14 protein-coding genes are annotated in these 16,391 nt (G+C 59.7%); 9 read left to right on the top strand and 5 right to left on the bottom strand.

The features are described from left to right. Positions 1–196 precede the first annotated feature (196 nt). On the bottom strand, positions 197–1,249 hold the full coding sequence (locus E5J99_RS15115) for a LacI family DNA-binding transcriptional regulator (protein ID WP_167852161.1): 1,053 nt from the start codon (positions 1,247–1,249) through the stop codon (positions 197–199). Positions 1,250–1,463: 214 nt separating this feature from the next. On the opposite strand from E5J99_RS15115, the gene fbaA reads away from it, so the two are divergent. The 4 genes from fbaA to E5J99_RS15095 all read left to right on the top strand — a co-directional run bounded on the left by fbaA (position 1,464) and on the right by E5J99_RS15095 (position 5,314). Beyond that, a complete protein-coding gene (fbaA, locus tag E5J99_RS15110) occupies positions 1,464–2,549 on the top strand; it encodes a class II fructose-bisphosphate aldolase (protein WP_135498651.1) in 1,086 nt (361 codons plus the stop codon). Between the two features lie 317 nt (positions 2,550–2,866). Beyond that, on the top strand, positions 2,867–3,397 hold the full coding sequence (locus E5J99_RS15105) for a TetR/AcrR family transcriptional regulator (protein ID WP_135498650.1): 531 nt from the start codon (positions 2,867–2,869) through the stop codon (positions 3,395–3,397). A gap of 494 nt (positions 3,398–3,891) precedes the next feature. Next, on the top strand, positions 3,892–4,971 hold the full coding sequence (locus tag E5J99_RS15100) for a family 16 glycosylhydrolase (RefSeq protein ID WP_135498649.1): 1,080 nt from the start codon (positions 3,892–3,894) through the stop codon (positions 4,969–4,971). Further along, the gene (locus E5J99_RS15095; protein WP_167852160.1) at positions 4,934–5,314 is read left to right on the top strand and encodes a T9SS type A sorting domain-containing protein; all 381 of its coding nucleotides are present in this window, start codon (positions 4,934–4,936) and stop codon (positions 5,312–5,314) included. Before E5J99_RS15100 ends, E5J99_RS15095 begins: the two co-directional genes overlap by 38 nt. Positions 5,315–5,658: 344 nt before the next feature. On the opposite strand, the gene E5J99_RS15090 is transcribed toward E5J99_RS15095, so the two are convergent. Both E5J99_RS15090 and E5J99_RS15085 read right to left on the bottom strand, forming a co-directional pair. Continuing rightward, on the bottom strand, positions 5,659–6,153 hold the full coding sequence (locus E5J99_RS15090) for a hypothetical protein (protein WP_135498647.1): 495 nt from the start codon (positions 6,151–6,153) through the stop codon (positions 5,659–5,661). 203 nt (positions 6,154–6,356) lie between these two features. Beyond that, complete coding sequence (locus E5J99_RS15085; protein ID WP_135498646.1) at positions 6,357–6,650, bottom strand: hypothetical protein; 294 nt, start codon at positions 6,648–6,650, stop codon at positions 6,357–6,359. 336 nt (positions 6,651–6,986) lie between these two features. On the opposite strand from E5J99_RS15085, the gene E5J99_RS15080 reads away from it, so the two are divergent. Together E5J99_RS15080 and E5J99_RS15075 are read left to right on the top strand one after the other, a co-directional pair. Continuing rightward, positions 6,987–7,511, top strand: coding sequence for a LytR/AlgR family response regulator transcription factor (locus E5J99_RS15080; RefSeq protein WP_135498645.1), 525 nt, complete (start codon positions 6,987–6,989; stop codon positions 7,509–7,511). After that, positions 7,487–7,723, top strand: a complete 237-nt coding sequence (locus E5J99_RS15075; RefSeq protein ID WP_135498644.1) for a LytR/AlgR family response regulator transcription factor — start codon at positions 7,487–7,489, stop codon at positions 7,721–7,723. Before E5J99_RS15080 ends, E5J99_RS15075 begins: the two co-directional genes overlap by 25 nt. Positions 7,724–7,741: 18 nt before the next feature. On the opposite strand, the gene E5J99_RS15070 is transcribed toward E5J99_RS15075, so the two are convergent. Next, a complete protein-coding gene (locus E5J99_RS15070) occupies positions 7,742–10,804 on the bottom strand; it encodes a response regulator (RefSeq protein ID WP_167852159.1) in 3,063 nt (1,020 codons plus the stop codon). Between the two features lie 446 nt (positions 10,805–11,250). Continuing rightward, on the bottom strand, positions 11,251–12,660 hold the full coding sequence (locus E5J99_RS15065; protein WP_210114453.1) for a urate hydroxylase PuuD: 1,410 nt from the start codon (positions 12,658–12,660) through the stop codon (positions 11,251–11,253). A gap of 222 nt (positions 12,661–12,882) precedes the next feature. Here E5J99_RS15065 and allB point away from each other — a divergent pair, with 222 nt between their 5' ends. The 3 genes from allB to allE all read left to right on the top strand — a co-directional run bounded on the left by allB (position 12,883) and on the right by allE (position 16,344). Continuing rightward, a complete protein-coding gene (gene allB, locus E5J99_RS15060) occupies positions 12,883–14,217 on the top strand; it encodes an allantoinase AllB (protein ID WP_135498642.1) in 1,335 nt (444 codons plus the stop codon). 120 nt (positions 14,218–14,337) lie between these two features. Then, on the top strand, positions 14,338–15,597 hold the full coding sequence (locus tag E5J99_RS15055; protein WP_245319024.1) for an allantoate amidohydrolase: 1,260 nt from the start codon (positions 14,338–14,340) through the stop codon (positions 15,595–15,597). Further along, positions 15,598–16,344, top strand: a complete 747-nt coding sequence (allE, locus tag E5J99_RS15050; RefSeq protein ID WP_135498641.1) for a (S)-ureidoglycine aminohydrolase — start codon at positions 15,598–15,600, stop codon at positions 16,342–16,344. The last annotated feature ends 47 nt before the right edge of the window (positions 16,345–16,391 follow it).

Here is a 16,391-nt window from a genome sequence, read left to right as displayed (position 1 = left end):
CTGCTTGCGGCACCAAAAGCGCCAGCCGAACGGGGTAGCGGAGGTGCCGGCTGGCATCTTCGCTACCCCGTTTCGGTGACCTGAAAAAGCAGCTCAAACAGCTTGCAGTCCGTCCGGCATTCTCCTCAACGACGACGACGACGACTCCACTACCCGCTGCTCCAGCGTAGTGAGGGCTCAGGAGCTGACAGGCCTGTTACCCGTTGGCCTTGCCCACCAGCCGAACCGACGAATCCCGAATAATAAGCTTAGGCTCGAGCACTACGGGTTTCAACGGCGGGGCCGTGGCGGGCCGGTGCAGGAGCTTCAGCAGCAGCCGCACGGCGGTGCGGCCCATCTGCTCGCTGCGCTGATCGACGGACGTGAGTGTGGGCTCGGTGAGCTCGGTGAAAACCTCGTTGCTGAAGCCTACCAGCGCCACATCCTGGGGCACGCGCAGCTTGTGGCTTTTTATTACCTGCATGGCCCCCACAATAGCCAGGTCGTTGGAGGCGAAAACTGCGTCGGGGCGCTCGGGCAGCCGTAGCAGCTTGCGCATGGCTTGAGTGCCGCTTTTCAGGTTGATGTCGGGATGGTGCGACACATACTCGGGCCGCAGCGGCAGGCCGTGTACTTCCAGCGCATCGAGGTAGCCCTGGTAGCGGTTTTTGTTGATGTTGACGTGCAGCGGGCCGCTAAAAATAGCAATGCGGGTGCAGCCCTGCTCGATGAGGTGCGACACGGCCTGATAGGCCCCCAGGTAGTCATTGAGCACCACGGCACTCACGTTGGGACCCTGAAAGCCTTCGATAATCCGGTCGAAAAAAACCAGCGGCAACCGTTGGGTCTGCACCGCGTCGAAGTGGGCAAAATCCTGCGTGGTGTTAGCCAACGACACCAGAATACCCTCTACCTGCGCGTTCAGAAACAGGTCAATGTTCTTGCGTTCCTGCTGCACATCCTCATCCGACTGGCAAATCAGTACGTTGTAGCCCGCCTTGCTGGCCTCGGTAGCAATGCCGTGCACGACGTGCGGAAAGAAGTTGCCGGTGATGTGCGGCACCAGCACGCCCAGGGTTTTGCTGCGCCCCCGGCGCAGGGCCGCCGCCAGCTGGTTGGGCTGGTAGTGCAGCTCCTTGGCCAGGGCCCGCACTCGCTCCTTGGTAGCCTCGCTCACATCGTGGTGGTCGGCCAGGGCCCGCGAAATGGTGGAGGCCGACAGGTTCAGGGCTTTGGCTACATCAGTAATGGAAGCCCGACGATTTGCCATGTGCGTAAGATTGAGGAAGCTTTTGTCGGGGCTCAAGATAGAGCCTATTTTAGATCTGGGGCCACGCGTGTATGAAATCTGCCTTATCTTTAACCCGGTTCCGGGGCCTGCCGAGCCGGAAGCCATGAGCCTGTTTTTGGGGCCTTTCCGGCAGCTGTTTCACCTGCTTTCTCCTCTTCCCATTCTCGTTTCATACTCTAATTTCCTTTCCTCAATGGCAGAATCTACGCTTACCGGTTTGCGGGCCGGCGTGCTCCACGGCGACGAAGTACAATCTCTGTTTCAGGTGGCCAAGGCCCAGGCTTTCGCCCTGCCGGCCGTCAACGTAACGGGCAGCAACACGGTAAATGCCGTGCTCGAAACGGCCAGCGCCGTTAATTCCCCGGTTATTATTCAGTTTTCGAACGGGGGAGCCCAGTTTTTTGCTGGCAAATCGGTGGCCAACGGCGACCAGCGAGCCAGCATCGTTGGGGCCATTTCGGGGGCCCACCACGTGCACCTGATGGCCGAGCTCTATAACGTGCCCGTGATTCTGCACACCGACCACGCCGCCAAGAAGCTCCTGCCCTGGATTGACGGCCTGCTGGAAGCCGGCGAGAAGCATTTCGCCCAGTTCGGCCAGCCCCTGTACAGCTCCCACATGCTGGACTTGTCGGAAGAGCCGATTGAGGAAAACATTGAAATCTGCAAGCGCTACCTGGAGCGCATGAGCAAAATCGGGATGACGCTCGAAATCGAGCTGGGCGTAACCGGCGGCGAAGAAGACGGCGTCGATAACTCCGACGTGGATTCCAGCAAGCTCTATACCCAGCCCGAGGAAGTGGCCTACGCCTATGAGCAGCTAAGCGAGGTAAGCAACCGTTTCACCATTGCCGCCGCTTTTGGCAACGTGCACGGCGTGTACAAGCCTGGCAATGTGAAGCTGCAGCCGAAGATTCTACACAACTCCCAGGAGTTCCTGCGCAGCAAGCACAACATTGCGGAAGCGCTGCCCATCGACTTCGTCTTCCACGGCGGTTCGGGCTCCAGCCAGGAAGAAATCCGCGAGGCTATCAGCTACGGGGCCATCAAGATGAACCTGGACACCGACTTGCAGTGGGCCCTGTGGGATGGTGTGCGCGGATATTATCAGAAAAACGAAGGCTTCCTGCAAGGTCAGATTGGCAACCCCACTGGGGCCGACTCGCCCAACAAGAAGTACTACGACCCGCGCGTGTGGCTGCGCAAGGGCGAAGAGACCTTCGTGACGCGCCTCAAGCAGGCTTTCGACGACCTGAACGCTATTAACCGTCGCCCCTAATTGGCTGCCTGGTTAGCTTAGCTGACTTTAATCTTTCTGAAAAAGCCCCTGCATCGAGTATACAGGGGCTTTTTTATGCCATAGCCGACTATTGAAAGCCACCAGTAGCAAAACTATTGTGCGTTGCCGGGTGAGGGGTGTGGTTCCCAAGCCGCAGATTGATAGATTTGCAAGATTGCCGCGCGTCGCCCCACTTCCCACCGGCGACCACCAGGAAGGACGAGGGCACGCTGCCGGAAGACCTGAGCCACCCCCGCCGCCCTTTTTTCGACCAGCTGCCCAGGAGCCGGAACACCCCGACGCATTAGAACAAATCCATGACGAACCGTAAGCAGCATATCGCCCAGGTAGCCTTGCAGCTATTCGGCGACAAGGGCTTCGAGCACACGCCCACGCAGCTTATCGCGAAGGAAGCCGGCGTTTCGGAGGCGTTGATTTTCAAATACTTCGGCTCCAAAGAGCAGCTATTGGAGTTTATCATCAAAAACGGCTACAAGCGTATCATCGAGCACAACCGGGGCTGGCTGGAAGAGCGGGAAGCGCTGGAGTTTATTCACAGCGTGATTGAGCTGCCGTATAAGCTGGTGCTGGAAGAGCCGCACTTCTGGAAGCTACAGTCGCGCCTGACCAACAGCGAAGTGGCCCAGAAGCAGCACGAGCGGTTTTTGCAGCCCGTGCCGGCCATGCTGCACCGTGCGTTCGTGCAGCTGGGCTACGCGTCGCCCGACAAGGAGGTGAGCCTGCTGCTGCTGCTGATCGACGCCCTGTGGAAAATTCAGGCCCAGAAAACCGACGAGCAGATTCAGGAAATGCTGGACTTCATCAAATCGAAGTACCAGGCGCAATAGTAGCTAGTTGGCGCGGCGGCAGCTGCCCTAGCATATATTTCTTGGTGACGCGCCCGCAGCGCAAGGCGGGAATGCACTTCCCTTTTTTCATTAGCAGATTATCGGAGTTACCCGTATTTAAGAAATCACTATTCTCCGTCGGATGTTTTTTGCGTGTCTTTTAACCGCGCACCCACGTCCGCCGATAACGGCCTCCCCGCGTGGCTTTCGGGCGGTTCGGGTGCGCTAGGTGTGTAGCAACGCTGCAAAAGCACTTTCCCCGTTCGTTGCGAGGCATTTACAAGCTTATGTTTACCAGTAGCACCTCGATATATTTGGGTACGCCTCCTCTAGTGCACCAGCGTCACCCGCTCCTGCCGCGCCGCCCATAGCCGCTCGCCCCGCTTACTACTCACCTACCCTGCACGTGCCGCCACGCCGGCATTCCCGTCCCAATTTCAGGCTGGTTTGGATCCTTTGTGTCTACTCTTTTCACTTACCAACCCTACCACTCTATGAAAACACTACCTACTACTCTGTGGCGCGCTACGGCTATCTTGGCGTTGTGCAACGCGCCGGCCGAAGCCCAAACCTACCAGCAAGTATGGGCCGATGAGCTCAACGGCAGCATCAGCTCGGCGTGGCAGGTTGAAACCGGCGGCGGCGGTTGGGGCAACAACGAAAAGCAGTTTTACCAGGCTGCCAACGCCTCCGTGGTCAATGGCAACCTGCTCATCACGGCCCGCAAGCAAAACGTGGGCGGCCTGCCCTATACTTCCGCCCGCATGATTACCAAGGGCATCAAGGAGTTTACCTACGGCAAGATTGAAGCGCGGCTCAAGCTACCCCTGGGCCTGGGCCTGTGGCCGGCCTTCTGGATGCTGGGTGGTACTATCAGCTCGGTGGGCTGGCCAGCCTGCGGCGAAATTGATATTATGGAGCATATCAACTCCGAAAACAGGATCTACGGCACACCCCACTGGGACAGCAACGGCGGCCACGCCGAATACAGCGACAGCGCCGTGACGACGCCAGCTGACTACCACGTGTACTCGGTAGAGTGGGATGCCAGCTCCATTCGGTGGTTTCTGGACGGCACCCAGTATCATAGCATGAGCATTCAGAACAATGCGGGCAGCACGGAGGAATTTCACCGGCCTTTCTTTCTGCTGCTCAACCTGGCCGTGGCCGGCAACTGGCCCGGCCAGACCGTCGACGAAAGCAAGCTGCCCACTACCATGTATGTGGACTACGTACGCGTGTACCAAAAGAGCAGCACACCACCGCCATCCTTGCTGCTCCAGGCTGAGGCCTCTAGTGCCATGAGCGGCGTACAGCTGGAAGGCTGCTCGGACACGGGCGGCGGCCAGGATGTGGGCTGGATTGATACCAACGACTGGCTGGCCTACAGCAACATCAACTTCCCCACTTCGGGCTCCTACACCATTGAGTATCGCGTGGCCAGCCCCGGCGGCGGCCGTATATCCGCCAATTTGAACGCGGGAGCTCGGCAGCGTAGCCATTCCGGCCACCGGCGGCTGGCAGAACTGGGCCACCGTGGCCCAAACCGTACCCGTCAATGCGGGCACCTATAACTTCGGCGTCTTTGCCCAGGCCGGCGGCTGGAATATCCACTGGATTCGCATCACCAAAGCGAGCAGCACGCGGCTGGCGGCACCGGCGGCCAGCACGGCCACCGCCGCCACTGGTCAGGAGCTAGAACTCTATCCTACTCCCGCGACGACGCAGATCAGCTTCCAATCAGAGCTTGACCTGAGCGGCAGCCACTACCAGATTCTGGATGGCCGGGGCCAGATGGTAGCCAGCGGTGTCACTCACGCCGGCCTTCTGAATGTAGCAGCCCTGAAAACGGGCTTGTACATACTGGTCGTCACGACGAAAGATAGCCAGAAGCTCACCCGGCGCTTCAGCAAATAAGCACCGGGCCATTCCCCCGACAACTCTAGTACAAACGCCTCGCCCACGGCTGGTTCCCGGTTACAGGAGTCAGGCGTGGGCGTCGGCTTTTGGGGTGAGGTCCGCTTGCATGAGCGTACTCAAAGCTGAGAAGTTATTGCGGTAGTGTTCTGGGTATTCAGAACGAGGTATACGCAACCTTGCGTCTCGTCATTAAGCACAATCGGGCACGCGGTGCTCTTATGCAGTGCAAATTCAGTGGGATGGACTGCTAAGTCGTGCACCCAGTCCCCACTTGGCAGTTGTAATAGGCCAGTCTTGCCCAAGCGTTTGGTTGCCGGGTAATAGCGCCGATTCAGCAGAGGCTACGCGCTGTGGTAAGCGGGTATCTTACTTTCGGCCAGGCGTTGTTCCAGCAGGGTTTTGCTGGCCAGCACAATGGTGGCGAAGCCTTGTGGCACTTCGGTGTAGCGCAGGCTGATTTGCGGATCGGTCCAGTGCTCACTTTTCGCGGCTACATGCTGGCCAGGGCCATATTCGGCGAGCAGCAGGTTGTGGATTCCACGGCAGTTGGCGTCGCCCATCACGCGCAGCTCAATCGAGCAGAGCTTATCCTTATAAAAACCGTAGCTGATGCCAGTGACGGTATAGGAGCCCACGCGCAGATTTTCGCGCTTACTGGTGTAGTACACGGTTTGGGTGCTGGTTTCTACCCGCTCGGGAGTCAGGTGGCGGAACTTGCTGATATCGGTGCCGAGCGTAGCCCGGCGCTGCTCCAATACGCGCCCCGGCTGGCCTGGCAGTGCTACGGCGGGGCCGGCTAGGGCCAGCAGAAGCGAGAATACAGCCAGGTATTTCATGGGCGCAGAATGATAAAAGCGACCCTTAAGATTAGCAAAAAATAATAATAAAAGCTATTTCCTATGTTGTTAGCATCTGTTAATCAGGCTAGAAGCCACTATTTCACTTGATTTATCCTGAAAAAAATATAGACGCGCGCCACTGAGGTAGCACGCGCCTTTCCTGCGTCTCTGCACGGAGCACAGGAGCCGCTCCGTATCGGTTATTGCTGAGTCGGGCTGTTGGCTGGTTGCCATTGCAGGCCCGACTGTCGCTCCTGTAGCAGCTGAAACGCGCTGTATTGGCCGGGAGTGAGGATATGCAGCATCGCTTCGTCGTATTGGCGAAGCACCTGCTCGGCCGTGAACGACAAGGGTTGAGGTAGAGCCGGCGGCGCAACGATGGCAGCATCCAGCTGGCTCAGCTGCTGCAGCTCCTGCTGGGTCGCTTGCTTAACGGCGGTTGCTTGACTGCTGCTTGGCTGCTGCTCAGCCGCAGGGCAGCGGTGTAGAAGCAAGCCAGCTGCAAAGAACGGGTCTGCCACCCCTGATCCGTCGGGGGAGGGCCATAAAGCGGGTGGTGGTAGCGGGAGCCGCGGCGGCTTACAGGGCGCTGGTTGCGGCGAGGGTAAATCCGATCAGTAGGCGTAGTACGTTTTTCATCGGGCAGCAGCAATAGGTTGGTGAGAAGTAGGTGGGAAACTGAACACTACAAACGTAGATTGCGCGCGGTATTCGCCCTGTCCTTTTGGCCCAATAGCCCTCGACGCTGTCTGAATGCCCCAGTTTGCAGTGCCGACGCTTCTGCCCACACCGCTTCGCGCCGTTAGCTGGCCCTGTTCTTTTGTTTTTTTATGTCTACTGCTCCTGCCCGCCTGCGCTGTCTGATCATCGACGACAACGAAATCAACCGTCTTACGCTCGAGCATTTCGTAGAAATGACCGATGCCCTGGAGCTGGTAGCCTCCCTACCCGACGCGGTGCAGGCCCTGAACCTGCTGCGTGGCGGCACGCCGGCAGATGTGCTGTTTCTGAATAGTGAGATGCCCCACCTCAGCGGCCTGGACCTGGTGCGGGCGCTACCCCAGCCCCAGCCCGCGGTGATACTCGTTACCACCCATTCTGATTTTGCGGTGGCCGCTTTCCAGCTGGCCGTAGTCGACTACCTGGTAAAGCCCGTGGAGTATGGCCGCTTCAGCCAAGCCGTGGCCCGCGCCCTGGCCCAACGCCCACCCAAGCCGGCCCCCGCCACCCGGCCCGAGGCTACGCTGGTAGCGGAGGGCTCGGAACTGTTCGTGAAGGTTAATAGTAAGCTTCTGAAGCTGGACTTCGACGAGGTGCTGTATAGGAAGCCATGTCGACGGACTCGGTGTTCGTGACGCCGAAGCAGAATCACATCGTCTATATCACGCTCAAAGCGCTGGAAGAGCGGCTGCCATTTGCGCACTTCGCGCGCATGCACCGCTCCTTTATCGTCAACACCAAGCGGATTGAGGCCGTGGAAGACAACCAGCTGCTGCTGGGCGGCCACGAAATTCCGGTTGGCAAATCGTTTCAGGAAGATTTTTTCCGGAAGCTGCGCAGTCTGTAATTCAACTTTCCGCTGGTTTTATTCGCCTTCCGTTGTCAGCTCGGCTGTCAGCTCCTGCACCACCCGGTCGAGGCAGGTGGTGAGGTGGCCCACGGCGGCGGCGCGGACCTCGGGGTTGCCGATGCCGTGGCGAGCCTGTTCGAGCTGCTTTACCGCTTCTTCGACGCCCTCCACACCCAGCTGCACCAAGTTGGGCTTGATATGGTGTACCAGCTCGGCCACCCGCGTCCAGTGGCTGTCGGCCGCAGCCTCCCGGATCTGCTGCACGGTGTCGGGAATATTGCGCAGAAATGAGTGGATAATCTTATCGACAAAGATCTGCTTGCCCCGCGCTAGCTCCCGCAGACTAGTCAGGTCGTAGCTGCGGGCCGCGCCGGTGGGTGCGGCAGCTATCAGGTTCACCAGTTTTTGATACAATACGTCTTCGTCGAACGGCTTGGCCAGGCAGTCATTCATGCCAGCGGCCAGATACAGCTCGTTGTCGGCCCGGAAAGCATTGGCCGTAAGCGCCAGAATCGGGACGTGTGCCCGCTGCCGGTCGGGGTGCTGCCGGATGCGGGCCGTAGCTTCCAGGCCATTCATGCTGGGCATCTGAATATCCATCAGCACCACATCGTAGTGGTTTTCGGCGTGCAGCTGCACGGCCACCAAGCCATCGGGCGCTTCGTCGATCTGCACCTGCCATTCCTCCAGCATCAGCCGGGCCACTTCCCGGTTTATTTCGTTGTCTTCGACCAGCAGCACGCGGCGGCCACTCAGAAAGGTAGTGTCGATGGCTTCCACATTCTTCAGGCGGGGCGGCTCCGCTTTGGGTAAGGTGAGGGAGAAGGCAAACATGCTGCCCCGGCCTACTTCACTTTCTACCCGCAGGGTGCCACCCATCTTTTCGACCAAGGCCCGACTAATGCTCAGGCCCAGGCCCGTGCCCCCAAAGCGGCGGGTGGTATCGGCATAGGCCTGCGTGAAGCCCTCAAAAATACGGGCTGCCTTATCGGGAGCAATGCCAATACCGGTGTCCGTGACCCGGAATTCGGTGGTCAGGTGGGTCGCCGTTTCGTTGACCAAATAGCCTCCCACGGTGATGCTGCCCTGCTCCGTAAACTTGATGGCATTGGAGACCAGGTTGATCAAAATCTGGTTGAGCCGGAACGAGTCGCCCACCACCCAGGAGTTTGGGCAGCTTTCCCGCAGCAGCGTTCCGCCAAACGAAAGCCCCTTCTCGGTAGCCAGGAGCACCAGCGGCTCCGCGGCCTGGCTCATCGAGTCACAGAGATTAAAGGCCGTTTGCTCAAACTCCAGCTTGCCCGACGTGATTTTAGCCATGTCGAGCACATCATTGAGTACGCCCAACAGGTGCTGGCCCGAGGAGCGAATCACCTTCAGCAGCTCCTGCTGGCGCGGATTGAGTTGGGTTTTGGCTAGCTGCCCAGCCATGCCCAGCACCCCATTGAGCGGCGTACGAATCTCGTGGCTCATGTTGGACAAGAAATTCTCGCGGGCTTGGGCCGAGGCCTGGGCGGCTTCGGTAGCTTTTTTCAGGTCCGTAATATCGGTGCTCACGCCCAGCACTTCCACGCTGCCATTGGGGCGGCGCAGGGGGCGCTTAATGGTTTGAAACCACATAACCTCGCCCGTAGGCAGCGTGTAGGGGTCTTCCTTCTTGATTTCTTCCCCCGTAGTCAGCACGTGCGTATCGGCAGCGCTGTATTGCTGCTCTTCACGGGCCACGGCGCTAGCGGGGTCTTGAGCGGCCCGCAGCCGGTAGGCCTGAAACTCCTGCAGCTGCTGCATAGCCTGGTTTCTGAAAACCAGCCTGCCGGTGCTGTCGCGCACATAAATCATGCTGGGCGTGGTGTCGAGAACCTGCTGGGTGAACTTCTGCTGATCGACGAGCTGCTGCTCGGCCTGCACCCGGTCGGTGATATCGAGGCCGTAGCCCAGCATGAAGCGCAAGGTGCCGTTGGGCTCGGTAATGGCCTTGAAATGCCGCTGGTGGCAGCGCGCCCCGTCGGGGTAAGGGGTGATATCATCCCAGACGACGAGTTGCTGCTCCCGCTGGGCCAGCTCGAACATGCGGTGGCGCTGCTCGGCCAGCCCGACCGGATACTGGTAGCGCTGGCAAAACTCGGTGACAGTGTGGCCCTGCAGCCACGTGCGAGCTTCGGCCTCGGGCACGGCGTAGGGGTTGGCGTAAAGGTAGCGCCGCTCGGCATCCAGCACCACTACTTCCACGGGCAGCTCGGCCAGAATCGTTTCGTAGAACTGGCGCTGGGCTGCCAGCTGCAGCTCGCTTTGGCGCTGCTCGGTGATGTCCTGCAGGTAGAGATTAGCGTAGTCCTCGGCCACGAAGGGCATCACCGTAACCCGGAACAACCGCTCGCCAAAGGGGACTTCCAGCTGCTGTCGGGCATCCACGGTCAGGGCGTGCAGGGCGGCTTGCTGCAGCTGCTGCCACATACTCACCAGCTCCGACTTGGCCACGCTGGCACTCAACTGGCGCACGGCCTGGTTCGCAAACAGCGTTTCACCGGCCTTGCTGAAGCGCAGCACCGGGTTAGGATTTTGCTCCGGAATGCGCGACATGGCCTGGAGCTCGGCGGCAGCCTGCTGCTGCGCCGTGATGTCGCGGTAGCGTAATAAAACGTTAGTAGCTCCGGGCTCCAGCGCTTGCAGGGGCACCACGTCACGGTCCAGCACCCGGCCACTGGTCAGGCACACCTGCACGTTGTGCGAGGGGGCTCCGCTGCGCACGGCTACCGCAAATTCGTGGCTTAGCTGCTGGGTTTGGTCACTGCAAAGGGTAATAGCTTCGCTGAGCTCGGCAACTGGTCGCCGCAGCCATTGGCTGGTAGGCAACGGGATGCCAAAAAACCGACAATACGGCTCGTTGAGCAACAAAATCTGGCCTTCCGCGTCGAGCAGCACCACGCCTTCGGTGAGATAGTCGGCGTACTGGGCGAGCCGACTATCGGCCGCCACTTTGGCCTCGTTTGCCTGCCGTAATGCCTCCTCCAGGTGCGCAATACGCTCCTGCGCCTGGGTAAAATCTGTTACGCTGGGAGAAGGATGGGAAGAAGTCAATTCTGGCATATTGGGCACTACGACATGGGGGCAATACGCAAGAAATGGAGTTTGAAAACGAGAAAGGGTATTTTTGGTTGAATCGGTTCCGCTGCCACGCCAACACCGGCCGGGGCTGGTTGAACATGGTGTGGTGGTAGACGAAAAATCGTGGTCCGCTTTCTGGCAGCCACGTTCTTACCACCTGCTGTAAGGCTGTTGCCTGACTGGCCCAGCGGACTGCTGCAACACGCCCTCAAGCAGTTAAAAAAGGGTGGGCACGCTCAGCGAAGAGTCGGGCACTACTGACATGTGCCTGGTTCAGGAAGCGCTGCGAGCAGGTTGCAAATCTAAAAAACAGTACCTCCCTCCTACTGAGCGCAGGCGAATCACCGCACTGCAGTAGTATTTGCTTACCATTTGCGGTAGAAGTGCTTGGGCTGCGCTCAGCAGAATACGAAGCGCGCCTACTTATTCGGCGCGCCCTGCTCAATCCAGCAGCGGATCAGGTCACGCTCTGCCTGGGTCATGTTGGTTTTGTTATTCTGCGGCATCGTCTTGGTGACGACTACGCGCTGCATAATCTTATCCTGAAGGCGAATGATATCCTCGGGTGAGTCGTATTTCACCCCGTTTGGCGCCGATTTGAACACGTCGTCGGTGGGATTGGAGGAGTGGCACCGCACGCAGCGGTTCTGCACAATGGCGTTTACCTGCACAATGCTCACGTTGGGCGTGCATACGGCCGCTCCGGCACTGGCCTGGCGCTGGGGCGCCGACACAAAAGCCACGGCCAGCAGAAACAGGACCGACGCGGGCAAGACCCACACTGTAGCCTGCTTTTTCTCGCGCAGATTCAGCCAGTGCTTTACGCCCGCCGTGCCCAGCGAAATAGCGGCCAGAATAAGCCAGGGCTGGGAGTTGCCGAAGGTGCTGGGGAAGTGGTTGCTGACCATCACGAACAGCACCGGCAGCGTGAAGTAGTTGTTGTGCAAGGAGCGCGTCAGGGCATTTTTGCCCAGCGTGGGGTCGAGTGGCTGGCCCAGGGTGGCGGCCTTCACCATGGCTTTCTGGGCCGGAATGATGGTAAAGAAGACGTTGCCGACCATGAGCGTGCCCAGCATAGCCCCGAAATGAATGTAGGCAGCCCGGGCGCTGAACACCTGGCAATAGAAAAACGCAAAAGCCACGATAACCAGAAAGCCCAACAGCGCAAACCACATTCCCTTCGTCACCAGCGCCGACTTGCAGAGTACGTCGTAGATGAGCCAGGCCACCACGAACGAGGCCACGCCGATGCCCACGCCCGCCAGCGGGGCCAGATCCAGCACCTGCGGGTCGATGAGCATGGAGCCAGCATTGAAATAATACACGACGAAGAGCAGGCTAAAGCCCGAAAGCCAGGTGAAATAAGCCTCGTACTTAAACCAGTGCAGATCACGGGGAATTTCCTTGGGGGCCAGCTTGTATTTTTCGAGGTAGTAGAAGCCGCCGCCGTGCACCGCCCAAAGGTTGCCCGCCAGCTCGTCGCGCACGTTGTCGGTGCGGTTCAGGGAGTTTTCCAGGAACACGAAGTAGAAGGAAGCCCCGATCCAGGCGATACCAAAGGTGATGTGCATCAGGCGCACCACAATGTTGAGCCACTCCAGCAGGTGGCCTTCCCAGGGCGTGCCCTGCACCAGAACGTAGAACACGGCCAGCACATAAATAACCGTCAGCAGGATAAGCAGATAGGAGAAGCCTTGCATAGTCAGGCCATTTTCGCCTAGCTTACCGCCCCTTTTGTCGACGGTGGCAAACCGCTGCAAGGCGTACGTAGCTCCTAGCAGCAGCAGCAGGCCCAGCAGAAAGGCGGAAAGAAGTAAAAATTGCATCATGCACTCAGAAAGCAGAACCCCACCGTGGGGTCTTGTGAAAAAATGAGGTAGCTCGGGTGTTCTATTCTGAAGGGCTATTTTCCGGTGGAAAACCCGCCTCAGAAGATCTTTAAAGGATATTTTCGGTCGCAAGCCACTGCATAGAATACCTGGACCGCGCGGGCAAAGTCGTGGAAATCGGGCTTGGAAAAGCCTCTAATTTAAAGAGAAAGTACGTTCCGTATGTCAGAGGTAGCCATAAAAAGCCAGCGCGTGGTGTTGCCCGCCGGCGAGCAGCCCGCCCTGGTGCTGATCGAAAACGGCCGTATTGCCGCCGTGCTGCCCATCGACGCGGCCGTGGGCTGCCCGGTGCTCGATGTGGGGCCCTTGGCTGTGCTGCCCGGCCTCATCGATCCGCACGTGCACATCAACGAGCCGGGCCGCACCGAGTGGGAAGGCTTCGACACGGCCACCCGCGCCGCGCTGGCCGGTGGCCTCACCACGCTGGTGGATATGCCCCTGAACTCGGCTCCGGTGACAACGTCGGTGGCGAATTTTGAGCTGAAGCTGGCGGCTACCCACGGGCAGCTGCACACCAACATCGGCTTCTGGGGCGGCATCGTGCCCGGCAACGCGGGCGAGGTGCCAGGCCTGATTGCGCGCGGCGTGCTGGGCTTCAAAGCCTTTCTTACCCACTCCGGCATCGATGATTTTCCCAACGCCACGGAAGCCGACTTGCGGCAGGTGATGCCGCTATTGGCCCGCCACGGCCTGCCCCTGCTGGTGCACTGCGAGCTGACTACCGACGACGCGCAGTGGAAGCAGCGCGACAAACGCTCCTACCAAAACTACCTGGCCTCGCGCCCCAAAAGCTGGGAAGACGACGCCGTGGATTTGATGATTCGGCTGTGCGAGGAGTTCAGCTGCCCCACCCACATCGTGCACCTGTCGTCGGCCGATTCTATTGCCGCCGTTGCCGTGGCGAAGATGAAAGGCTTGCCGCTCACGGTGGAAACGGGCCAGCACTACCTGTTTTTCAACGCCGAGGATATCGAAGACGGCCAAACGCAGTTCAAGTGTGCCCCCCCGATTCGCGAAAAAGCCAATAACGACCAGCTCTGGGACGCCCTGCAGCAGGGCATTATCGACTTTGTGGCCACCGACCACTCCCCCGCTCCGCCGGACCTGAAGCAGATTGAAACCGGCGATTTTACCACGGCCTGGGGCGGCATTGCCTCTTTGCAGCTCGCCCTGCCCGTACTCTGGACCGCCGCCCAGCCGCGTGGTGCCACGCTATCCGACCTGGCGAAATGGCTGAGTACGAACCCGGCCAAGCTCATCGGGCAAAGCCACAGAAAAGGCCAGATTGCGCCCGGCTACGAGGCCGACCTACTGATTCTGGACCCGGAGCAGACGTTCGACGTCACGCCGGAGCTGCTGCACCACAGGCATAAAGTGTCGCCGTATGTGGGGCGCCAGCTGCGGGGCGTGGTCGAACAGACGTTTTTGGGCGGGCAGCTGGTCTACCAGCGGCCCGAGTTTCTGGCCCTCAACCAAGGGCAGCTGCAACGGAGGTAGTAGCGCGAACTTTGTAGTGCGCGTGGCCCGCGCCGTTAGAGTCGTTCTGGCACGCGAACTACAAAGTTCGCGCTACTGACAACCCGATTTTCACTTACCATCCTTTAACCCGCCACCTGGGTGAACGACAACTACACTTCCCGCGCCGATAAAATCATGCGCCGCATTGAGGCCTTGGCCGCCATCAGTGAGGATGCGCAGGGCGTAACGCGCACCTTCGGCACCCCGGCTTTTTTGCAGGGCAGCGCCTTGGTTAAATCCTGGATGGACGCGGCCGGCCTCAGCACCCGCCTCGACAGCATCGGCAACGTGCGCGGGCGGCTGGTGAGCCGCGCGGCCGGAGCCAAAACCTTCGTTATAGCCTCCCACATCGATACGGTGGTGAATGCGGGCAAATACGACGGGCCACTGGGGGTGCTCATGGGCCTCGATTTGCTGGAGCAGCTGGTGCAAAGCCCGGTGGAGCTGCCGTTCCACGTCGAGCTGATTGCCTTCAGCGACGAGGAGGGCGTGCGCTACCACACCACCTATCTGGGCAGTAAAGTCGTGGCCGGCTCTTTCGATTTCAACCTGCTCACCAAGCCCGATGCCCAGGGTATTTCCCTCACCCAGGCCATCGACACCATGGGGGGCAACGCGCAGCTGCTGCCCGCCGACGCCCTTGCCGCCGACCAATGGCTGGGCTACTTTGAAACCCACATTGAGCAAGGCCCAGTGCTGTGGGAGCGCAACATTCCGGTGGCGCTGGTAACGGCCATTGCCGGGCAGCAGCGCGTGGAGCTTACCTGGCAGGGCATGGCCGGCCACGCCGGCACCGTACCGATGCACATGCGCCAGGATGCCCTGGCCGGCGCGGCCGAATTTGTGCTGGCGGCCGAGCAGTTTGGCGTGGCTAATACGCAGGAACTGGTGGCCACCGTGGGCAAGCTCGACGTGCGCCACGCGGCCAGCAACGTTATTCCCGGCGAAGTGGTGTGCAGCCTCGACCTGCGCAGTGCCGACGCGGCCCGCCTGGCCACGGCCTACGACGAGCTCCACCACCACGCCCAGGGCATTGCCGACCGGCGCAACCTGAAGCTGCACTGGAACTTGATTCAGTACACCGCGCCCGTGAGCTGCGCGCCCGAAATGAATACCTTGCTGGCCCAGGCCATCACCGAATCGGGCTACGCGGTGGTGCCGCTGGTGAGTGGCGCGGGCCACGATGCGGTACCGATTTCGGCCGTGTCGCCGGCTACGATGCTGTTTATCCGCTGCTTTAAGGGCATTAGCCACAACCCGCTCGAAAACGTGGAGCTGGCCGACGTGGCCGCCGCCGTGCAGGTTGCCGAGCGGTTTTTGCAGCTACTTTTCTCTCACTATTCATCCTCTTCCCACTAGATGGAATTATCTGCCCTCACCCGCTCCGTAGTGAAGCACAACCACGCCATCATTGCTCCCGATGGCTACATCAACAGCAACGTGCCCGGCTGGACGAACTGCACGGTGAACGTCATTATCAACGAGCAAATGGGCGCGCGCCTGGCCCAGACCATTATTACGCTGCGCGAAGGCGGCCAGCTGCAAGGCCAGACCCAGGCCTCGCAGATTTTCTTCTACGTAGTGGCAGGCCAGGTGCAGGCCACCATCGACGGGCAGGAGAAGACCCTGACGGCGGGCCACTTTGTGTACGTGCCCATTGAGAAGCGCTACCTCTTCCACAACCCCACCGACGGCACCCAGCTACTGACGTTCCATAAAGTATACGAGCCGCTGGCCAGCTACGACACGCCCGCCGTGCTGTTCGGAGAGCGGGATTTGAGCAAGGCCCCGGTGTATATGAACGACGAGGCGCTGCGCATTCAGGAGCTGCTGCCCAATGAGCTGGGCTTCGACATGGCCGTGAATATCTTCACGTACGACATGGGCGGCCACCTGCCTATGGTCGAAACCCACATCATGGAGCACGGCCTGCTTTACCTCGAGGGCCAGGCCATCTACATGCTCGACCAGCAGTGGTACCCCGTGCAGAAAGGCGACTCGATCTGGATGGCACCCTACTGCCAGCAGTGGGCCACCACGATGGGTAAGGAGCCGTCGGTTTATATCTATTACAAGAACGTGAACCGCTTTCCGACGATGCTGTAGGCGTTGTTTTGGTCATCTCATCCAGGTCGTCATGTCGCCCAACGGGA

Source organism: Hymenobacter elongatus (assembly GCF_004745955.1).
Lineage (GTDB): Bacteria > Bacteroidota > Bacteroidia > Cytophagales > Hymenobacteraceae > Hymenobacter > Hymenobacter elongatus.
This window is presented reverse-complemented; position numbering and strand designations above follow the sequence as displayed.

What these genes read in the sequence shown, in the direction of transcription:
- E5J99_RS15100 (WP_135498649.1), top strand. Translation starts at nt 3,892, where the DNA reads ATGAAAACACTACCTACTACTCTGTGGCGCGCTACGGCTATCTTGGCG.
- allE (WP_135498641.1), top strand. Translation starts at nt 15,598, where the DNA reads ATGGAATTATCTGCCCTCACCCGCTCCGTAGTGAAGCACAACCACGCC.
- allB (WP_135498642.1), top strand. Translation starts at nt 12,883, where the DNA reads ATGTCAGAGGTAGCCATAAAAAGCCAGCGCGTGGTGTTGCCCGCCGGC.
- E5J99_RS15105 (WP_135498650.1), top strand. Translation starts at nt 2,867, where the DNA reads ATGACGAACCGTAAGCAGCATATCGCCCAGGTAGCCTTGCAGCTATTC.
- E5J99_RS15080 (WP_135498645.1), top strand. Translation starts at nt 6,987, where the DNA reads ATGTCTACTGCTCCTGCCCGCCTGCGCTGTCTGATCATCGACGACAAC.
- fbaA (WP_135498651.1), top strand. Translation starts at nt 1,464, where the DNA reads ATGGCAGAATCTACGCTTACCGGTTTGCGGGCCGGCGTGCTCCACGGC.
- E5J99_RS15090 (WP_135498647.1), bottom strand. Translation starts at nt 6,153, where the DNA reads ATGAAATACCTGGCTGTATTCTCGCTTCTGCTGGCCCTAGCCGGCCCC.
- E5J99_RS15115 (WP_167852161.1), bottom strand. Translation starts at nt 1,249, where the DNA reads ATGGCAAATCGTCGGGCTTCCATTACTGATGTAGCCAAAGCCCTGAAC.
- E5J99_RS15075 (WP_135498644.1), top strand. Translation starts at nt 7,487, where the DNA reads ATGTCGACGGACTCGGTGTTCGTGACGCCGAAGCAGAATCACATCGTC.
- E5J99_RS15065 (WP_210114453.1), bottom strand. Translation starts at nt 12,660, where the DNA reads ATGATGCAATTTTTACTTCTTTCCGCCTTTCTGCTGGGCCTGCTGCTG.